This is a genomic window from Bradyrhizobium sp. FW305-F6 (assembly GCF_058782905.1).
In genome coordinates, this window is sequence record NZ_JBYSYD010000001.1 from 230027 (window position 1) to 246185 (window position 16159).

At 64.7% G+C, this 16159-nt stretch carries 19 protein-coding genes; 6 read left to right on the top strand and 13 right to left on the bottom strand.

Going from position 1 to position 16159, the window contains the following annotated elements; translation table 11 throughout:
* Positions 1-8 precede the first annotated feature (8 nt).
* Positions 9-161, top strand: coding sequence for a hypothetical protein (locus AC3WLX_RS01120; protein WP_275520394.1), 153 nt, complete (start codon positions 9-11; stop codon positions 159-161).
* Between the two features lie 104 nt (positions 162-265).
* On the opposite strand, the gene AC3WLX_RS01125 is transcribed toward AC3WLX_RS01120, so the two are convergent.
* Genes AC3WLX_RS01125 through pxpB form a run of 3 tightly spaced genes read right to left on the bottom strand, consistent with a single transcriptional unit; the run spans position 266 to position 2831 of the window.
* Entirely contained in the window at positions 266-1033 is a 768-nt protein-coding gene (locus AC3WLX_RS01125; protein WP_492334405.1) for a LamB/YcsF family protein, read from the bottom strand.
* Between the two features lie 32 nt (positions 1034-1065).
* Complete coding sequence (locus tag AC3WLX_RS01130) at positions 1066-2103, bottom strand: 5-oxoprolinase subunit C family protein (RefSeq protein ID WP_492334406.1); 1038 nt, start codon at positions 2101-2103, stop codon at positions 1066-1068.
* Positions 2100-2831 carry a 5-oxoprolinase subunit PxpB gene (gene pxpB, locus AC3WLX_RS01135; RefSeq protein ID WP_492334407.1) on the bottom strand — a complete coding sequence of 244 codons (732 nt, stop codon included), beginning with the start codon at positions 2829-2831 and terminating at the stop codon, positions 2100-2102. Before pxpB ends, AC3WLX_RS01130 begins: the two co-directional genes overlap by 4 nt.
* Positions 2832-3091: 260 nt before the next feature.
* Here pxpB and AC3WLX_RS01140 point away from each other — a divergent pair, with 260 nt between their 5' ends.
* Positions 3092-3790: a ribonuclease activity regulator RraA gene (locus AC3WLX_RS01140; protein WP_194475873.1), complete on the top strand. Its 699-nt coding sequence runs from the start codon at positions 3092-3094 to the stop codon at positions 3788-3790.
* A 16-nt stretch (positions 3791-3806) separates the two neighbouring features.
* Positions 3807-4211 (top strand): (R)-mandelonitrile lyase, encoded by a 405-nt coding sequence (locus AC3WLX_RS01145; RefSeq protein ID WP_492334408.1) that lies wholly within the window; start codon positions 3807-3809, stop codon positions 4209-4211.
* Positions 4212-4351: 140 nt separating this feature from the next.
* Here AC3WLX_RS01145 and AC3WLX_RS01150 read toward each other — a convergent pair whose 3' ends face one another.
* Entirely contained in the window at positions 4352-4708 is a 357-nt protein-coding gene (locus tag AC3WLX_RS01150; protein WP_492334409.1) for a hypothetical protein, read from the bottom strand.
* A 178-nt stretch (positions 4709-4886) separates the two neighbouring features.
* Positions 4887-5744: a DUF2147 domain-containing protein gene (locus AC3WLX_RS01155; protein ID WP_492334410.1), complete on the bottom strand. Its 858-nt coding sequence runs from the start codon at positions 5742-5744 to the stop codon at positions 4887-4889.
* Positions 5745-6123: 379 nt separating this feature from the next.
* Between AC3WLX_RS01155 and AC3WLX_RS01160 the strand changes: the two genes are divergently transcribed.
* Positions 6124-6621, top strand: a complete 498-nt coding sequence (locus tag AC3WLX_RS01160) for a DUF1993 domain-containing protein (protein ID WP_492335891.1) — start codon at positions 6124-6126, stop codon at positions 6619-6621.
* Between the two features lie 66 nt (positions 6622-6687).
* On the opposite strand, the gene AC3WLX_RS01165 is transcribed toward AC3WLX_RS01160, so the two are convergent.
* From AC3WLX_RS01165 to AC3WLX_RS01190, 6 genes are all read right to left on the bottom strand, one after another.
* Positions 6688-7200, bottom strand: coding sequence for a hypothetical protein (locus AC3WLX_RS01165; RefSeq protein ID WP_492334411.1), 513 nt, complete (start codon positions 7198-7200; stop codon positions 6688-6690).
* A gap of 168 nt (positions 7201-7368) precedes the next feature.
* Entirely contained in the window at positions 7369-8358 is a 990-nt protein-coding gene (locus tag AC3WLX_RS01170; RefSeq protein ID WP_492334412.1) for a hydroxyacid dehydrogenase, read from the bottom strand.
* Positions 8359-8394: 36 nt separating this feature from the next.
* Entirely contained in the window at positions 8395-9495 is a 1101-nt protein-coding gene (locus tag AC3WLX_RS01175) for an ABC transporter ATP-binding protein (RefSeq protein ID WP_492334413.1), read from the bottom strand.
* A gap of 20 nt (positions 9496-9515) precedes the next feature.
* On the bottom strand, positions 9516-10427 hold the full coding sequence (locus AC3WLX_RS01180) for a carbohydrate ABC transporter permease (protein ID WP_025036339.1): 912 nt from the start codon (positions 10425-10427) through the stop codon (positions 9516-9518).
* A complete protein-coding gene (locus AC3WLX_RS01185; protein WP_492334414.1) occupies positions 10427-11365 on the bottom strand; it encodes a carbohydrate ABC transporter permease in 939 nt (312 codons plus the stop codon). The genes AC3WLX_RS01180 and AC3WLX_RS01185 overlap by 1 nt, the downstream gene beginning before the upstream one ends.
* A 139-nt stretch (positions 11366-11504) precedes the next feature.
* Positions 11505-12845 (bottom strand): ABC transporter substrate-binding protein, encoded by a 1341-nt coding sequence (locus tag AC3WLX_RS01190; RefSeq protein WP_492334415.1) that lies wholly within the window; start codon positions 12843-12845, stop codon positions 11505-11507.
* Positions 12846-13318: 473 nt separating this feature from the next.
* Here AC3WLX_RS01190 and AC3WLX_RS01195 point away from each other — a divergent pair, with 473 nt between their 5' ends.
* Both AC3WLX_RS01195 and AC3WLX_RS01200 read left to right on the top strand, forming a co-directional pair.
* On the top strand, positions 13319-14125 hold the full coding sequence (locus AC3WLX_RS01195; RefSeq protein ID WP_492334416.1) for a Spy/CpxP family protein refolding chaperone: 807 nt from the start codon (positions 13319-13321) through the stop codon (positions 14123-14125).
* A gap of 111 nt (positions 14126-14236) precedes the next feature.
* Positions 14237-14614 carry a response regulator gene (locus AC3WLX_RS01200; protein WP_291628477.1) on the top strand — a complete coding sequence of 126 codons (378 nt, stop codon included), beginning with the start codon at positions 14237-14239 and terminating at the stop codon, positions 14612-14614.
* A 42-nt stretch (positions 14615-14656) separates the two neighbouring features.
* Here AC3WLX_RS01200 and AC3WLX_RS01205 read toward each other — a convergent pair whose 3' ends face one another.
* Together AC3WLX_RS01205 and glk are read right to left on the bottom strand one after the other, a co-directional pair.
* Positions 14657-14860 carry a hypothetical protein gene (locus AC3WLX_RS01205; RefSeq protein WP_492334417.1) on the bottom strand — a complete coding sequence of 68 codons (204 nt, stop codon included), beginning with the start codon at positions 14858-14860 and terminating at the stop codon, positions 14657-14659.
* A 138-nt stretch (positions 14861-14998) separates the two neighbouring features.
* Positions 14999-15970, bottom strand: a complete 972-nt coding sequence (gene glk, locus AC3WLX_RS01210) for a glucokinase (protein WP_492335892.1) — start codon at positions 15968-15970, stop codon at positions 14999-15001.
* Between the last annotated feature and the right edge of the window lie 189 nt (positions 15971-16159).

Below are 16159 nucleotides of genomic sequence, written 5' to 3' on the forward strand. Positions count from 1 at the left end.
GATCGACCATGCGCGAACTATCGGCGGAAGCCAGGCTGCACTTCTACGCCCGTTCGCTCTCGCGGCGGACCGGGGCGAGCCTGCATCACGTCGCGATGTACAGCGCCTTTGCGGTGATCGCGGCGATCGTGTTCGGGACACTCTCGGTGCATCCGTTCTGATGTGGCTGCGTAGGGTGGGTTAGCCGAAGGCGTAACCCACCAACTTCACACCGCATTCGCTGAGGCGTGGCGGATTACGCTCCGCTAATCCACCCTACGACGCGTCACCCGTGCTTGAACGGCGCGACCGCGATCCCCGCATCCTTCAACGCCTGCCGTACCCCGCGCGCGATCTCGACCGCGCCGGGCGTGTCGCCATGGATGCACACCGTATCCGTGCGCATCTTGATGACCTTGCCCGTCACCGACACCACCGCGCCGTCCTGCACCATGCGCACCACGCGCTCGGCGATCGCCTTGGCGTCGTGCAGCACCGCGCCCGGCTTCTTGCGCGAGACGAGATTGCCGTCGTCCTCATAGGCGCGGTCGGCGAACACCTCGTGCACCATCGGCAAATTGGCGTCTTCGCCGGCCTTCACCAGCTTCGAATTGGCGAGCACGACGAAAATCAGGCTGGGATCCACCGCCTTGATGCCGGCGGCGATCGCCTTCGCGGTCATGTCGTCCTCGCAGGCGACGTTGGAGAGCGCGCCATGCGCCTTCACATGCGTCACCTTGTGGCCGGCCGCGGTCGCGATCGCCTGCAAGGCGCCAATCTGGTAGGCGACGAGGTTCTCGATCTCGGAGGCCTTGAGCCCTGCGATCGGATGCCGCCCGAAGCCGTGCAGGTCGCGATAGCCGGGATGGGCGCCGACCGAGACGCCGCGCGCTTTCGCCAGCTCCACCGTCCGGCGCATGATGTCGGGGTCGCCGGCATGGAAGCCACAGGCGACGTTGACCGAGCTTGCGAGCTCGATCATGGCGGCATCGTTGCCCATCTCCCACGCGCCAAAACCCTCGCCGAGATCGCAATTCAGATCGACTGTCTTCATGGGTTGCTCTCCGCCTCTGGTCTTGTTGTCGCTTACGGCTTCGCCGTGACCTGCCACGTCCCGGCATCGACCGCGCTGACCGCATAGCCCGCCACGTTAGCATCGCTGAGCGCCGCGATGTTGAGTGCGACGGTGTCGGAGGAGCGCAGGCGATCGGGCAGGCTGCGGATCGCTTGCGCAAACTTCCTCGCCTCGTCCTGCGCTTCGGCCATGCTGACCGCCTTGAAACGAAACGCGGTGCCCGCCGAAGTCTGGGCGAGGCGGCCGATGTCGGCCGTGATCACGGTTGCGATCTTCGGATAGCCGCCGGAGGTGCCGCGGTCCATCATCAGCGCGATCGGCGCGCCGTTGCCGGGCACCTGGATGCTGCCGTTCACGGTGCCGTCGGAGACGATGTTGTGGCCGTGCAGATGCTTGATCGCGGGACCTTCGAGCCGGTAGCCCATGCGATCGGAGGTCGCCGAGATCTTCCATTCGCTATCCAGGAACAGGGCCTTGTTGGCCTCGTCGAACTCGTCGTCCTGGGGGCCCAGCAGCACGCGGATCGGGCCGGCCGCAGGCTTGGGCAACTCGATGCGCAGCTCGCTCGCACCGCTTGCAGCATCGACCGTGAATGCATCGCCCGCCTGAAGCGGGCGCGGGTAGGGGCTGCCGAGACCGGCGCGCGCATTCACGGCGAGGCTGCCGAACACAGGCTCGCCCTTGATGGCGCCTTCGATTGCGAGATAGGTGAAGGCGCCGCCGCGGGCAAAGCCCAGCGTCAGCGTCTCGCCGTCCTTCAGCGTAACTGACGTGTCCATCGCGACGGGATGGCCGGCGACGTCTGCATTGCGCGGCGCACCTGCGATTCCCAGGCGCACGGCGCCCTCGCGCGCGGTGAAGGAGGCGCCGAACGGGCCGATCTCGATTGCGGCCGCGAACGGCTCGTTCCCGACCAGCGTGTTCGCCGCGGCCAGCGACAGCCGGTCCATCGCGCCGCTCACTGTGAGACCGTAGCGCTGCGCGCCAAGGCGGCCGCCGTCCTGAACCGAGCTGGCAGGGCCGATGCTGGCGACGACGAGCCGGCTCATGCGTCCACCTGCTCGGCGACGATCTCGCCGGCTTCCGCGGCGCGGTCCATCTCCTCGAACGTCTTGTGGTCGATGGCGAAGAACGTCACGCGATCACCGGGTTCGGTGAGGAAAGTCGGATTGCGGTGGAGCTGATAGGTCCTGACCGGCGTGCGGCCGAGCAGGTGCCAGCCGCTCGGCGCGGCGAGACACTGGATCCCGGCCTGGACGCCGCCGATCGAGATGGTGCCTGCCGGCGTCAGCAGCCGCGGCGACTGCCGTCGCGACATGTGCAGGAATTTGTCGAGGCCGCTGAGATAGGACCAGCCCGGCGTGAAGCCGATCATGGCGACCCTGTAATCGCCGCCCGAATGCCTGATGACGATGTCGTCCGGCGTGGTGCCCAGCGTCTTGGCGACGTCCTCGAGGTCGATGCCGTGCTCGCCGCCATAGGCGACGGGAACACGCCAGCGGCGCGCCTTCGTCGCCGGGGGCAGCGGCCGGCTGGCGAGCGCGAGCAACTCGTCGCCGAGCGCGTCGAACCCGATCAGGCCGGGATCGTAGTGGACCAGCAGCGAGCGATAGGTCGGCACGGTCTCGGCGATACCCTTGATCGGGCTCGCCGCAAGCGCTTTGTCCAGCGCCAGCACGCGCTGGTTGGCGATGTCATCGATGGTGCGGCTGAATTCGACCGTGACGGCGCTGTCGCCACTGGGCAGAAGGCGGGGCGGGGAAAGCGTCGCGGCCATTGAGCTGTCAGAGCGCTGTCGAATTCGGGCTTCAGAGGAGTGCGGCCCCCGGGTGTTCGAGTTCCGCTTTGTCCTGCTTCGCGTAAATGCGCCCGCAAGTCCAATAAATTAATCCAGGGGCATGTGATAAAGCCTTGTTATCGCGTGGCATAATAGGCTGGCGGCCCTGCGTTATTGCGAGCCTCTTGGCCCTTGACGCAAGGCTTGCGGCTCGCAAGATGCGCGCGTTCTGTCTCGCACCTCGGAGCTCGTTCTCGTCCATGTCGCTGTCCCCCGAAGCCCGCAAGACCCTCGCCGGCATCACTACCGCCACCATCACCACGGTCCTGCTGAAGAAGGGCCTGCGCAATGTGTGGATGCGGGGCGCGCGGCCGCTGCGCCCGGGATTGCCGCGCCTGGTGGGACCGGCCTTCACGCTGCGCTTCGTGCCGGCGCGCGAGGATCTGGCAACGCCGGAATCCTGGTCGTCGCCGATCTCGACCCGCACCGCGATCGAGGCGATGCCGGAAGGATGCATCGCCGTGGTCGACGCCATGGGCATCACCGATGCCGGCATCTTCGGCGATATCCTCTGCGCGCGCATGGTCAAGCGTGGCGTCACCGCGCTCGTCACCGACGGCGTGGTGCGTGACGTCGAGGGCGTGCTCGGCACCAATCTGCCGGTGTGGTGCGACGGCTATGCCGCGCCGCCTTCCGTTGCGGGCCTGACCTTCGTCGGCTGGGGCGAGCCGATCGGCTGCGGCGGCGTCGCCGTATTCCCGAACGACATCGTGGTCGCGGACCAGGACGGCTGCGTGCTGATCCCGCAGGCGATGCTCGAGCACGTGCTCAACGAGGGCGTCGAGCAGGAGCGGATGGAAGCCTGGATCGTCAACGAGGTGAACAACGGCGCGGCGTTGCCGGGCCTCTATCCCATGAACGCCGAGACCAAGGCGCGCTACGCCGCGAGCAAGAAGTAACAGGAGCGAGGACCCCATGGAGATCACAGTTGCAGGCACGCGGCCTACCCGCCGCGCGCCCAAGGAAAACTTCACCGGCGCCGTGTGGCAGGACCCCGTCATCATGGCGCCCGCGCCGGCGCGGCTGAACTGCTCGCGCGTCGCGTTCGAGCCGGGCGCCCGCACCAACTGGCATCATCATCCCCTCGGGCAGACGCTCTACGTCATCTCCGGCGTCGGGCGCGTGCAGTCGAAGGGCGGGCCTGTCAGAGAGATCCGTCCCGGCGACACCGTCTGGATTCCCCCGGGCGAACTGCACTGGCACGGGGCATCGCCGACCAACGGCATGTGCCACATCGCCATGCAGGAAGCACTCGACGGCGTCTATTCGACCTGGCTGGAGCCGGTCACGGACGCGGAGTATGGGGCGGCTATCGGCTGACTGACGTGCCCCGGACAAGACGCATCGCTTTTGGCGATGCGTCGCCGAGCCGGGGCCCAAAGTCTTCGTACCAGTGAGAGCACTGGATCCCGGCTCTGCGGCGCAGCGTTACACGCTGCACCGCGTCCGGGACACGGCACCTACATTTTCTCCGCCGTCCAGGTGCCCGTGCACATGGCCCCGCGCCAGGTGCCCGAACCTGAACTGCCGCTGAGCCGGCCGAAGCCGACGGCGCGCTTGATACCGGTGCTCAAGGTGACGTTGATGCTGCCGGCGTCGGCGACGCGGCCGGATGCCGTCACGGCCGCGTTGCTCGAGGCGATCTGGCCGTTGTTGATGCCGATCGCCACCGTGGCGCCGTGGCCGCAGGTTCCGCTCGACGAGGCGATGCGGACATTCCATGTGCCGTCGAAAGTGCTCGTCGCAGCATCAGCCTGCGCGAGCGGGAAGGCGATGGCGACGAGGATGGCGAAGAGACCTTTGGGAAAGCCGTTCATGACACGCCCCTGTGAGTGACCATGCGGGGATCATGGCACGCGCTTCGGAACCGGCGATGTGAGGGGCCTCACGTGCGGACTGCGCACTGTGAGGTCGCGCACGTCGCAACGGCAGCGTGGCAAAAGCAAAGGGCCCGCGTCGCGGGCCCTTCTTCAATCGGAAGGTCGAAACCGGATCCTAGTTCACCCGCGTCCAGGTTTGGCCGCCGCAGAACATGCCGCCGAAGGCGCAGCCCTGCACGCGCAAGCGGTCGGTGCCCTTCATCGCGATGGTCGAATCGTAAGTCGAGCCGGAGTTGGGATCGAGGATCCGGCCGGACCATTTCTGGTCCTTGCCGGGCTTCATGTTGATCAGAACCTGCTCGCCGTTCTGGTTCGATTTGGAATCGACCGAATAGCCGCAGAGGTTGGTGCCGCATTGCTCGATGCGGACCTTGCCTTCCTTCTCCTCGGTAAGCCAGACGCCGAGCGGTGAATTGAGATCGCGCGTGGCGGCGGGCGGCGGTGCGGGCGAGGCTGCCGCGGCCTTCATGGGAGCGGGGGCAGGAGGCGGAGCGGGTGGCGCCGGCGGAGCCGCAGCGGCGGCAGGCGCGGGCGGCGGGGCCGCGGCAGGCGCAGCTTGCTGCTCGACCGGAGTAGGGGCCGGAGGCGGTGCAGGCGGCGGAGCCACGGCGGTTTGGGCGGGCGTATTGGTCGCGGTCGCGGCCGCCGGGGGAGCCGGAGGCGGCGGCGCAGGAGGCGGCGCGACGGCAGCCGCCGCAGGTGCCTGCACGGCTGCGGGCGGCGCGGCAGCGGGAGCTACTGGCGCCGGAGCAGCCGGCGCCTGCGGGTCGACCGTGGCCTGCTGCGGCGCCTGCTCGTTCTTCTTGGCCTTCTTCGGCTTGCTCTGGCCGGTGTTGTCGTAAACGCCGGGGATCTGCACCGTGCCCCGGTCGGGATCGATGCGGATGGTGCGCCCGCCATATTCGAAGGTGTACTGTGCCTGAGCAGCCGTGCTCGCCAACAGGAATGCGGCCGTGGCCAACAGCTTCCTCATGTCCGTCTCCTGAACAGATGGTCCCCGGACCGACGCTTACGCGCCGGCTCGATCGCAGAAAGTGATCCAGATCACTGTCTGGGTATGAGTCGTCGTCCTGCTGTTCCGGGTTCAATAGGCCCGGAGACGGTCCAAAGTTGGGCGGAGGCAGGGGACAGCAGGAGGCGGCTCAATTCGGGTTCAGGCGAACCTGGAATGGGGATTTCAACTGCTGATGTCGCGTGGCGCCAACAAATATCGCTCTGGTCGAACCGAGCCGTATAGATCTTCTTGGAGCGGCCGTCTTCGATCGAAATTCCGAGCTTGTCATTGTGCAGCTGTTCGACGGCGGTTTTGACCACACGCCGGACGATGGGGAAATCCTGGCATGACGATCTCGATCTACGAGGCTTCGGTCGGCGTGTTCGTGCCGTACTTGCGCAATCTCTCGATCCTGCTCGACAAGGGCGTCGCCTATGCCGAGGCGCGCAAGTTCAATCCGACCGTTCTGCTCGGCACGCGCCTTGCGCCCAACATGTACGATCTGGCGCAGCAGGTCGGCGAAGCCTGCCGCCACGGCACGGTCGCTTCGGCCTTGCTGGCCGATCGGGAGCCGGTCACGATGCCCGCGCTCGAGCACGACATGGCCGGGCTTCAGGCGCGCATCGCAACCTCGATCGCGTTCATCGAAAGCCTGCCGCGCGCCGAGATCGACGCGGCGGCGGAACGGAGTGTCTTCTTCAGGTTGAAGAACGGGACCGAGCTGCCCTTCACCGGGCGGACGCTGCTGCTGGCGTTCAGCGTCCCGCAATTCTTCTTCCACGTCACCACGGCCTACGACCTCTTGCGGCACGCCGGGGTCGAGCTCGTGAAGAAGGATTTCCTGGGAAGGACGTAGTTGGCTGGGCTCGGTGTCCACCAGCCCCCGACGGGGAGAGGTGTGGAAGGGCCTCAGGCAGTAGCCTTATGCTTCGCCCCTGCGCTCGTAATCGGCGAGAGAGCTGCGGCCGGCGATCTCGCTGCGTAGCTCTTCGAAACGACGGTGGGATTCGTCCTCTTGCGCGTCGACGAACCGCACGGCAGCCTCGCTCGTCATCGGGCCGCTGACCACGGGGACGGATTGCTCGCCGATGGTCTCGTGCACGTAGTACTGGCCGTCATCGCCGCGATGGACCGTCCATTTGAGACGGATCGCCACCATGGGACCGGGCCCGACCTTGCTGTAGCCGTCGGCATCTGTGTGCTCCGGCACCAGCGGCTGCTCTTCGACCACAGGATGTTCGTCTTCGAGCGCTGGATGCTCGTCGAGAACGGGCTGCTCGTCGACGGTTGTTTGCTCGTCGGCAGCGAAATGCTCACGCTCTCCCACGACCACGATTTCCGTCTCGGTCTGGCGAACCACGAGAAGGGGCTCTGGGTGCTCCAAAATGCTGGCGATGGTCGCCAGCGCGTGGTCGGTCGGGTCGATCTCTGCCAAGGGCCATCCTCCAGCTCGGCGCGCGGGCCAGTCTGTCCCACTGCCTGCGCGCTTCAAGCCCATTACGCGCGTTTGATTAAGGCTGAGTTGGGGCCCGATCTGCACCAAAATGGGACGCTTTCTGGCGCCCTGGAGGCGGGCGGGATGGGCCGCCCGCCCACCGCCCCTTCAGCTGAGCACGTCCTGGTTGATGACGTTCTGCCGGATCGGATCGCCGTCGAGCACACTGAGGATGTTGCGCGCGGTCTGCTCGCTCATGCGCTGGACCGCCTCGACCGTGACGCCGGCAACGTGCGGGGCGATGATGACGTTGGGCAGCGCGAACAGCGCGTTGCTGACCGGCGGCGGCTCGACCTCGAACACGTCGATGCCGGCTCCGGCGAGCTTGCCGGAGACCAGGGCGTCGTACAGCGCAGCCTCCTTCACGATGCCGCCGCGCGCGGTGTTGATGAGATAGGATGCAGGCTTCATCCGGCCGATCCTGTCAGCGTCGAACATGCCGATGGTCTCCGGCGTCTTCGGGCAATGGATGGTGACGAAGTCGGCGCCCACGAGCGCGGCGTCGAGGTCGGTGACGGGCTCGCAGCCGGCGGCCTTGATGTCGGCGGCGTCCTTGTAGGGGTCGTAGACCTGCACCTTCATCTCGAACGCCAAACAGCGCTTGGCGGTGCGGCTGCCGATGCGGCCGAAGCCGACGATCAGCACGGTCTTGCCGTAGAGGTCGAACGGCAGCATGCCGAGGCGGTCGGCCCATTTGCCGTCCTTGACGCAGGAGTGCAATTCCTGCGCACGCTTGGCCAGCGTCAGCATCATGAACAGCGCAGCTTCCGCGACCGAGGGCGAATTGGCGCTGCCGGCGACCATCAACGGCACCTTGCGGCGGGAGAGGGCGGGCACGTCGACGGCGTCGTAGCCGACGCCGATGCGGGTGACCACCTTCATGTCCCCGGCGGCTTCGAGCTCGGTCTCTCCGAAGGCGGTGGCGCCGAGGGCCACGCCGTGGACGGGGGCATGGCTCTTCAACAACGCCTCGAAGTCCTTCGCCGAGATCAGGTTCGCAAACTCGACGAGCTCGATATCGTCCCGCTGGGTGAGGAGGGCGCGTGCCCCTTGCGACAAGGTTTGTGTAACGAAAATCTTCTTCTTGTTGGTCGCCATCGCTCCCCTGCCTGCCTTACGCTTGTTGAGATGGCGTCACAACACGACGCCGGTCTCTTCATTTAGCAGGTGCATGTTGTTGAGGTCCATCGCCAGGCGCATGGGTGCCCCATCCTTGGCGCCGGCATTGGGATTGACGCGGCCGCAGACCGGGGTGCCCTCGAGCCCGAAATAAACCAGCGTCTCCATTCCCATCGGCTCGGTGACGTCGAGCACGGTGTCGAAGGTCTCGACGCCCGGCTCCAGATGCGCGTGCGCCTCGGTGAGATGCTCGGGCCGCAGGCCGAGCAGCAGCTTCTCGGTGCGCGGCAGCGCGTTGTAGCGCGCGGCACGGGCCGGCGGCAGCGGGAAGGCAAGGCGGTCGGCGAGACGGATCTGGAGCGTGCCGCCGGCATCCTCGAGACGGCACGGGATGAAGTTCATCGCCGGCGAGCCGATGAAGCCCGCGACGAAGCGGGTCGCCGGCTTGTGGTAGAGCTCGTTCGGCGTGCCGATCTGCTCGATGCGCCCCTTGTTCATCACCACGACGCGGTCGGCCAGCGTCATCGCTTCGACCTGGTCGTGCGTGACGTAGACCGTGGTGGTGCGCACCTTCTGGTGCACCTTCTTGATCTCGATCCGCATCTGCACGCGGAGCTTGGCGTCGAGATTGGACAGCGGCTCGTCGAACAGGAAGACTTTCGGGTTGCGCACGATGGCCCGTCCCATTGCGACGCGCTGGCGCTGGCCGCCCGAAAGCTGTTTCGGCTTGCGGTCGATCAGGTCGGTGATGTCGAGGAGGCGGGCGGCTTCCGTCACCCGCGCCTTGATTTCGGCCTTGGGATAATGCTTCAGGCGCAGCCCGAACGACATGTTCTCCGCGACCGTCATGTGCGGGTAGAGCGCGTAGTTCTGGAACACCATGGCGATGTCGCGGTCCTTCGGCGGCACGTCGTTGACGACGTCGCCGCCGATCATGATGTCGCCGTCGCTGATGTCCTCGAGGCCCGCGATCATCCGCAGCGTGGTCGACTTGCCACAGCCGGAGGGGCCGACCAGCACGATGAACTCGTGATCGGCAATGTCGAGATCGATGCCGCGCACGGCTTCGACATCGTCGTAACGCTTGACCACCTTACGCAAGGAAACGTCGGCCATTTCAGTTCAACCCCTCGCTTTCAACCCTTTGTCGCACCGGCGGTGAGGCCGGCAATGTAGTAGTCCATCAGGAAGGCGTAGATGATCAGCGGCGGCGCGGCGCCGAGCAACGCGCCCGTCATGATCTGTCCCCAGTTGAAAACGTCGCCCTTGATCAGCGTGGTGATGATGCCGACGGGCAGAACGAGCTGATCCGTGGAGGTCGTGAACACCAGCGGATAGAGGAATTGCGCCCAGGACACGGTGAAGGCGAAGATGGTCGCGGCGATCAGCCCCGGCAGCGCGACCGGAATGAAGATCCGCGTCAGGGTCTGGAACCAGGACGCGCCGTCGATGATGGCGGCTTCGTCAAGCTCCTTGGGGATCGAGGCGAAATAGCCGATCATGATCCAGGTGCAGAACGGGACCGTCAGCGTTGGATAGATGAAGAGCAGCACATACCAGCGGTTGATGAGCTGGATGCCGGTCCAGTCGCCGAACAGGGCGAACACCTTGAACAACGGAATGAACAGCAGGCTGTCCGGAATGAGGTAGGTCAGGAACACGCCGGTCGCCAGCGTGGCCGAGCCCCAGAACCGCATCCGGGCGAGGGCGAATGCCGCGGGCACGCTGATCAGCATGGTGATGGTGACCACGAAGATCGAGACCAGCGCCGAATTCCAGAAGAACCGCAGGAACTGGTTCGAGGTCAGCAGGCCGACATAGTTCTCGAGCGTCGGGTGAAACACCCACCAGGGATTGGTCGCCGCCGAGATCTCCGCGCTGCTCTTGAGCGAGGTGATCAGCATGTAGATGGGCGGCAGCAGCGAGAAGATCGCAAACAGCGTCAGGAAGAAATACGACCATCGCAGCGCCCATTTGCGGTCGCGGCTCATGCTGCCGTACTTGACCGTGCGTGTCGGCGCGGCCTTGTCGATCGTGACTGAGCTCATCAGGCTTCATTCCCGCGCTTGTTGACGTCCCGCAGGATGAAGATCGCTGCGACCGCCAGGATTGGCACCATGAACAGGGAGACGCTGGCACCGAGCGGAATATCGCTTCCTTCGATGCCGATTCTGAACGCCCAGGTGGCGAAGATGTGGGTGTGGTCGAGCGGGCCGCCGGCGGTCAGAATTCGCACGATGTCGAAATTGGCGAAGGTGACGATCAGCGAGAACAGCGTCGTGATTGCGATGATGTTGCGCATCATCGGCAGCGTCACGTACCAGATCCGCTGCCACCAATTGGCGCCGTCGATCGCCGCGGCCTCATAGAGCTGCTCGGGCACCGATTTCAGCGACGCCAGATACATGATCATGAAGAACGGCGCGCCGTACCAGACGTTGACCAGAATGACGGAGAAACGCGCCCAGGCGGCGTCGCCGGTCCACGGGATCGGGCCTATTCCGAAGAAAGACAGCGTATAGTTGAATGCGCTGTAGGAGGGATCGAACAGCCAGAGCCAGGCCAGCGTGCTCATGGCGGGCGGGATCACCCACGGCACCAGCAGCATGCCGCGCCATTTGCGCTGGCCCTTGGCCGGAATGTTGTGGACGAAGTGCGCGACGATGAACCCGATCAGCGCCTTGAAGATCACGGCGGTGATGGCGAAGATGCAGGATTGCTTGACGACCAGCCAGAACGTGTCGCGCTTGAACAGGAACTCGAAGTTGCCGAGACCGATGAATCGCTGCATCGACTTGTTCAGGGTCGCCAGATGCAGCGAATAGAACGCGGGATAGATCACCAGAAGTGCGATGAGGATGATCAGCGGTAGCGTCATCAGGAACGCTGCGGTCGATCTGCGCTTGAGCGCCTTCTGCAAGCCGGAGCGTTTTCGCGCCGGTCGCGTGGCGCCAATCCCGTCCGGCCGCAATGCCACATCCGCCATGATGCATATTCCTCGCGCAGTTCAGTTCTAAAGAATTCGATGTCGGCACGTGCGAGGGCTGTCCTCGCTCCGTGCCAAGGCGGGAGGAGGCGTCGCCGCAAGACGACCAGCGATCGCTTGCGGCGACACCCTGTCCGTCTCAGCCTCGCATGAAGCCTTCGCACTCGCCTTCGGCCCAGGCGAGCGTCTTTTCCATCGCTTCGCCCTGGTGATAGCGCAGGCACATCTTGGTCAGCGTGGCCTGCGCGTAGATCTGCTGTGCAATCTTCGGCGGCGCGGGCGAGGCTGCAATCGACAGCGTCTGATGCTTGTAGGGGTTCGGATAGTGATAGAGCGTGCCTTTCGGCGGCCCTTCTTCCTGCCAAACCTTCAAGGTCGTCAGCTTCTCGTAGGCCGGCAAATCGTAGCCGCCGCTTGCGTTGACCATTTTTTCGATGGCGGCCGGCTTCGACAGTTGAACCAGAAGGCTCTTCGCGGCCTCCTTGTTCTTGGAGAAATTCCAGATGCTCCAGAAGTACGGCAGGTAGGGAGCGAAGCGCCCTTTCGGCCCGGCCGGGAAGCCGTGAGTCCAGCATTGCTCCGCAACCTGAGGCGCGTCGCGCTTGGCAACGGCCCAGGCGCTCGGCGGGTTCATGATCATCGCGCCCCTGCCGGAGACCAGCCATTTGTTGTTGGATGCGTCATCCCAGGCTGCAACGTCGGGCGGCAGGAAGCTGATCAGCTTCTTGTAGAATTCGAGGGCCTGACGAACCGCGTCGGTCTTGACGGTGACATTGCCCTTTTCGTCGACGAGCTGGGCGCCGAACGAAAGGAAGATCGCGCCTGCGGTATCGACGTTGTCGGTGGTCTCACCGAGGCCGATGCCGAACGGGACGCCGGCCTTGTGACAGGCTTCGGCGGCCTTCAAGAACGTGTCGAGCGTCCAGTCGTTCGCCTTTGGTTCGGAGCCGGCCGGATACATCGCCTGCACGTCGATGCCGGCGTGCTTCTTCAACAGGTCGATACGGGAGCACGGGCCCTTGATCTGGCTGCCGACGCAGGCAGGGACCCCTAGCCACTTGCTCCCGGCCGTGCCCAGGTATTTGACCGTGCCGTTCACCTCGCCGTTCTCTGCGATGATCGGCCCCATGATGTCGCTCACGTTCTCCAACTGGTCCGCGTTGGCGTGGGCCCACCACGTTGGCATCGCGAAGATATCATGACCGGATTTGGCCTGCGCTTCGGCGGCGATGGTGAGCAGGTTCTTGTTACCCTGACTCGGGATGTAGTCGATCGTGACTTCGACCTTTTCCTTCGCCGCCCATTCGTTGACGAGCTCGGTCGAGGCCTTGTTGGCGCCTGGCACCCAATGGTCCCAGAATCCGATGGAAAGCTTGCCGGCGGCGTAAGCGCCCCGGACGTAGGGCGCCGCGATCAGCGCCGCAGAGGACATTGCAGTGGCAGCCACAAATTGACGTCGCGTCAGTTTCTTGCGTGACATCTCGTTTCCTCGCCTGGGTGTTGTTGGAGTTTCCTCTGAGAGACTTCTTTGTTGATTTATTGAGTTCTTGTTGTTGGCGTTTCTTATTGGTGCCGTCGGCTCACGCATGGAATGCGCAAGCCGCAGCAAATTGGTAGCGCGATCAGATCATGATTGATCGCGTCTGTCGAGAAAGCCAAACGGCTCTGCGTCTAAAACTAACGTTGTGTCCGCAGACGCCGCGACGCCAGTCGGGACGGCGCGTCGTTCGTAGTTTTATTGCGACGCACACTTCGCGCCGCACCTCCGAAACGAGCCGTTGCGCAATTACGCCGCAGTTTCAAATGAGCCTGCGTAAGCGCTTCGCGCGGCAGACTTTTCCGGCGTGGACAGCGCTCTTCCGTGTCTGGACCGCGAAGCGCCGGAAACGATAGAGTTCAGCAGGTGGTTCGCTTCCGCCGCCAAGACCGATTGGATCGACGATGGAGACCAGAATGATCAATGTGGCCTCGCCAGCGCGGCCTTACCTGCGACGATGGTTCGCGCTGGGGTCCATGCTCGCGCTGTTGCTCGGCGCAGCGACGGGGGCGAATGCTCAAGGATTGGTCAAAGGCGTTCAGGAGGGCGCTGCCGCCGGAAACAAGGCGGCAGGTCCGGTCGGTGGCGTGCTCGGCGGTGCCATCGGCGGCGTGGTCGGTGTCTTCACCGGCGTGCTCGGCGTTGGCGGCAACACCGGCGGCAATCAGCCGCCCCCCGCCGCCAAGGAGTCCGCCAAGGACGCCAAGCAGCAGGGCTCGCCCAAGGATAAAGACAAGGATGCCAAGGGCGCCAAAGCAGGCAAGGGCGCCAAGGCGACCAAGGAGGCGAAGAACGCGCCGCAGGACAGCAAGGCCGGCAAAGACAACAAGAATGTCACGGTTCTCACCCAGCCCGGCGCGCCGCAGCAGAGTGCGGAACAGATCGTTGCCAACAGCGACGCATACATCGAGCGGATCAAGAACGAGCTGAACCTCACCCCGGATCAGGAGAAGCACTGGTACGGCTTCTCCAGTGCCATGCACTACCTCGGGCATAATGGTGCAGAGCGGCTCAATCTGCGCGTGGCGCGCGCCAAGCGGGATCCGCCCGACGACATCATTGAGCAGATGCGCAACGAGGCTCAGTTCCTGATCGACCGTGCTGCCGACCAGCGCAACGTCGCCGACGCCGCCGAGCCGCTCTATTCGAGTCTCGACGACAAGCAGAAGCAGGTGTTCATCCAGGAAATGGTGCGCCTCAGCCACGAGCGCGGATTGGATTGATCAAGTTGAACAGGTTCGGGCGCATCTGAATTAATGGCGCCGCCACGAATTCGTGTATCCACTCCGCAATTCGGTTATGGTTAGCTTCGCGAGGCTGACTGCGGGGTTGACATGGCCGAGGGACTCTCCGTTTTCCTGGTCGAAGACGAAGCGTTGATCCGGATGATGATGGTCGACATGGTGGCGGAACTCGGTCACCACGTCGTCGCCGAAGCAGACAATGTGCGCGATGCCAGCGCCTTCGCCATGACCGCGCAATACGATCTGGCCATCCTCGACATCAATCTGATGGGCGTTTACGTCGATCCTGTCGCCGACCTGATCGAGCGGCGGGGCAAACCGTTTCTTTTCGCGACGGGCTACGGTCCGGAACTGTTGCCCTCGTTGCTGCGGCGCAGGCCGATCCTGCGCAAGCCGATCGCGATGGATCAGCTCAAGGCGATGATCGATTCAATGTTTCCAGAGCGATCCGCCACAATCCCGGGCTGACCGGTCGCGCCCGAGGCGCGCGGCCGGAGTGACCCAGCCGGCTCAGTTGCGACCGTTCTTCAGCACCTTGGCAATGGTGTGGGCCGTCATGGTTGCGCGATCCGACGCGCGCTGAGCAGCCAGCCGGTCGCGGGCGTTTTCCGTGATCAGGAGATCAATCAGGGCCAACCGCTTGTCTTCGCTGTCCGCCTCTCGCAGCAGACGGTGATAGCGGTGATAGTCGAAACCCGGATCCTGCTTATGCATGTCACGCCCCCGCAACTACGCCACGCGCGCGGAAGTGTTTCTCATCGAGGAAACGTAGGCAAGCACGATCGTGCGTGGAACCCGCCCTCCGCTGCAATCAGCTGTGCATGACTGCAACGCGCCGTGCGGATTAGCCTCTCAGCCGGGATTGTGCTCGGCAAACATCGTCAGGCCGAGGAAGCTCGCATCAGGCTTGACCACGAGTCTAGTCGGGATGTCGCGCAGATAGTCCTGGAACCTGCCCTTCGCTTGAAAGCGGGCGCGGAACGCGGAGGCGGCGAGGAACTCGCGGAAGCGCGGCACGATTCCGCCGGCGATATAGACGCCGCCCCGGGCGCCGAAGGTCACCGCGAGATTGCCGGCCACCGAGCCGAGGATGGCGCAGAACATCTCCAGTGTCGCGTGGCTGACCGGGCAACTGCCCTCCAGCGCAGCCTTGGTAATGGCTGCGGCGTCACGATGCGGAACCTGCGCTCCGTCGACTTCGGCGATTGCCTCATAGAGGCTCTGGAGCCCGGAGCCTGAGAGCGCACCGCGTTCGATGGAGACGTGGCCAAGACGCTTGCGCATGCACGCGATCAGGCGCTCCTCGCGCTCGTTCTCCGCCGGCAGGGTTGCGTGCCCGGCCTCGGTGACGACGGCCAGTCGAGAACCGTGACGATCGACCAGACAGGACACGCCAAAGCCCGTTCCCGGGCCGACGACCAGCAACGGCTCGCCCGCAAGGCCATCGCCTCCGCCGAGCGGGACCAGGTCCGCAGGCTGCAACGCGGGCAGGGACCAGGCCACCACCTCGAAATCGTTCAGCACATGGACGATGTCCAGGCCGAGGGACGGCTGCAGCTCGTTTCCGTCGATCACCCAGGGGCTGTTGGTCATGACGCAGCGGTTGTTGGTGACGGGACCGGCCACCGCCAGCACCGCGCGCCGGGGTTGCTCGCCGTCCGACCGGCGCGCCAAAACGTCGACGATGGCTTCATGTACCGTTGGGAAGTCGGCGACCTTCACATAGTCGATCGGTCCGGTCTGGCCGCTCGTGCTCAGCGCGAAACGTGCATTGGTTCCGCCGATATCGGCGAGAAGAATTTTTCCGGTCTTGCCGATGTCCATCACCGTGCGGCTTCCGCGGCCTAGCTGGCCATCGGGAACCTTCGCCTCCGTTGCTGATCCGATCCGCGGGCGCGGACGGTCCGAGAATCCTCGCTTGGTTGTTCCTAGTCAACACGGACAAGGTCAAACCGTTGCATGGTCACCTGAAGAGGTCGCCGGTGCGGTACCGCCGCACGCGTTCGGTGGTTG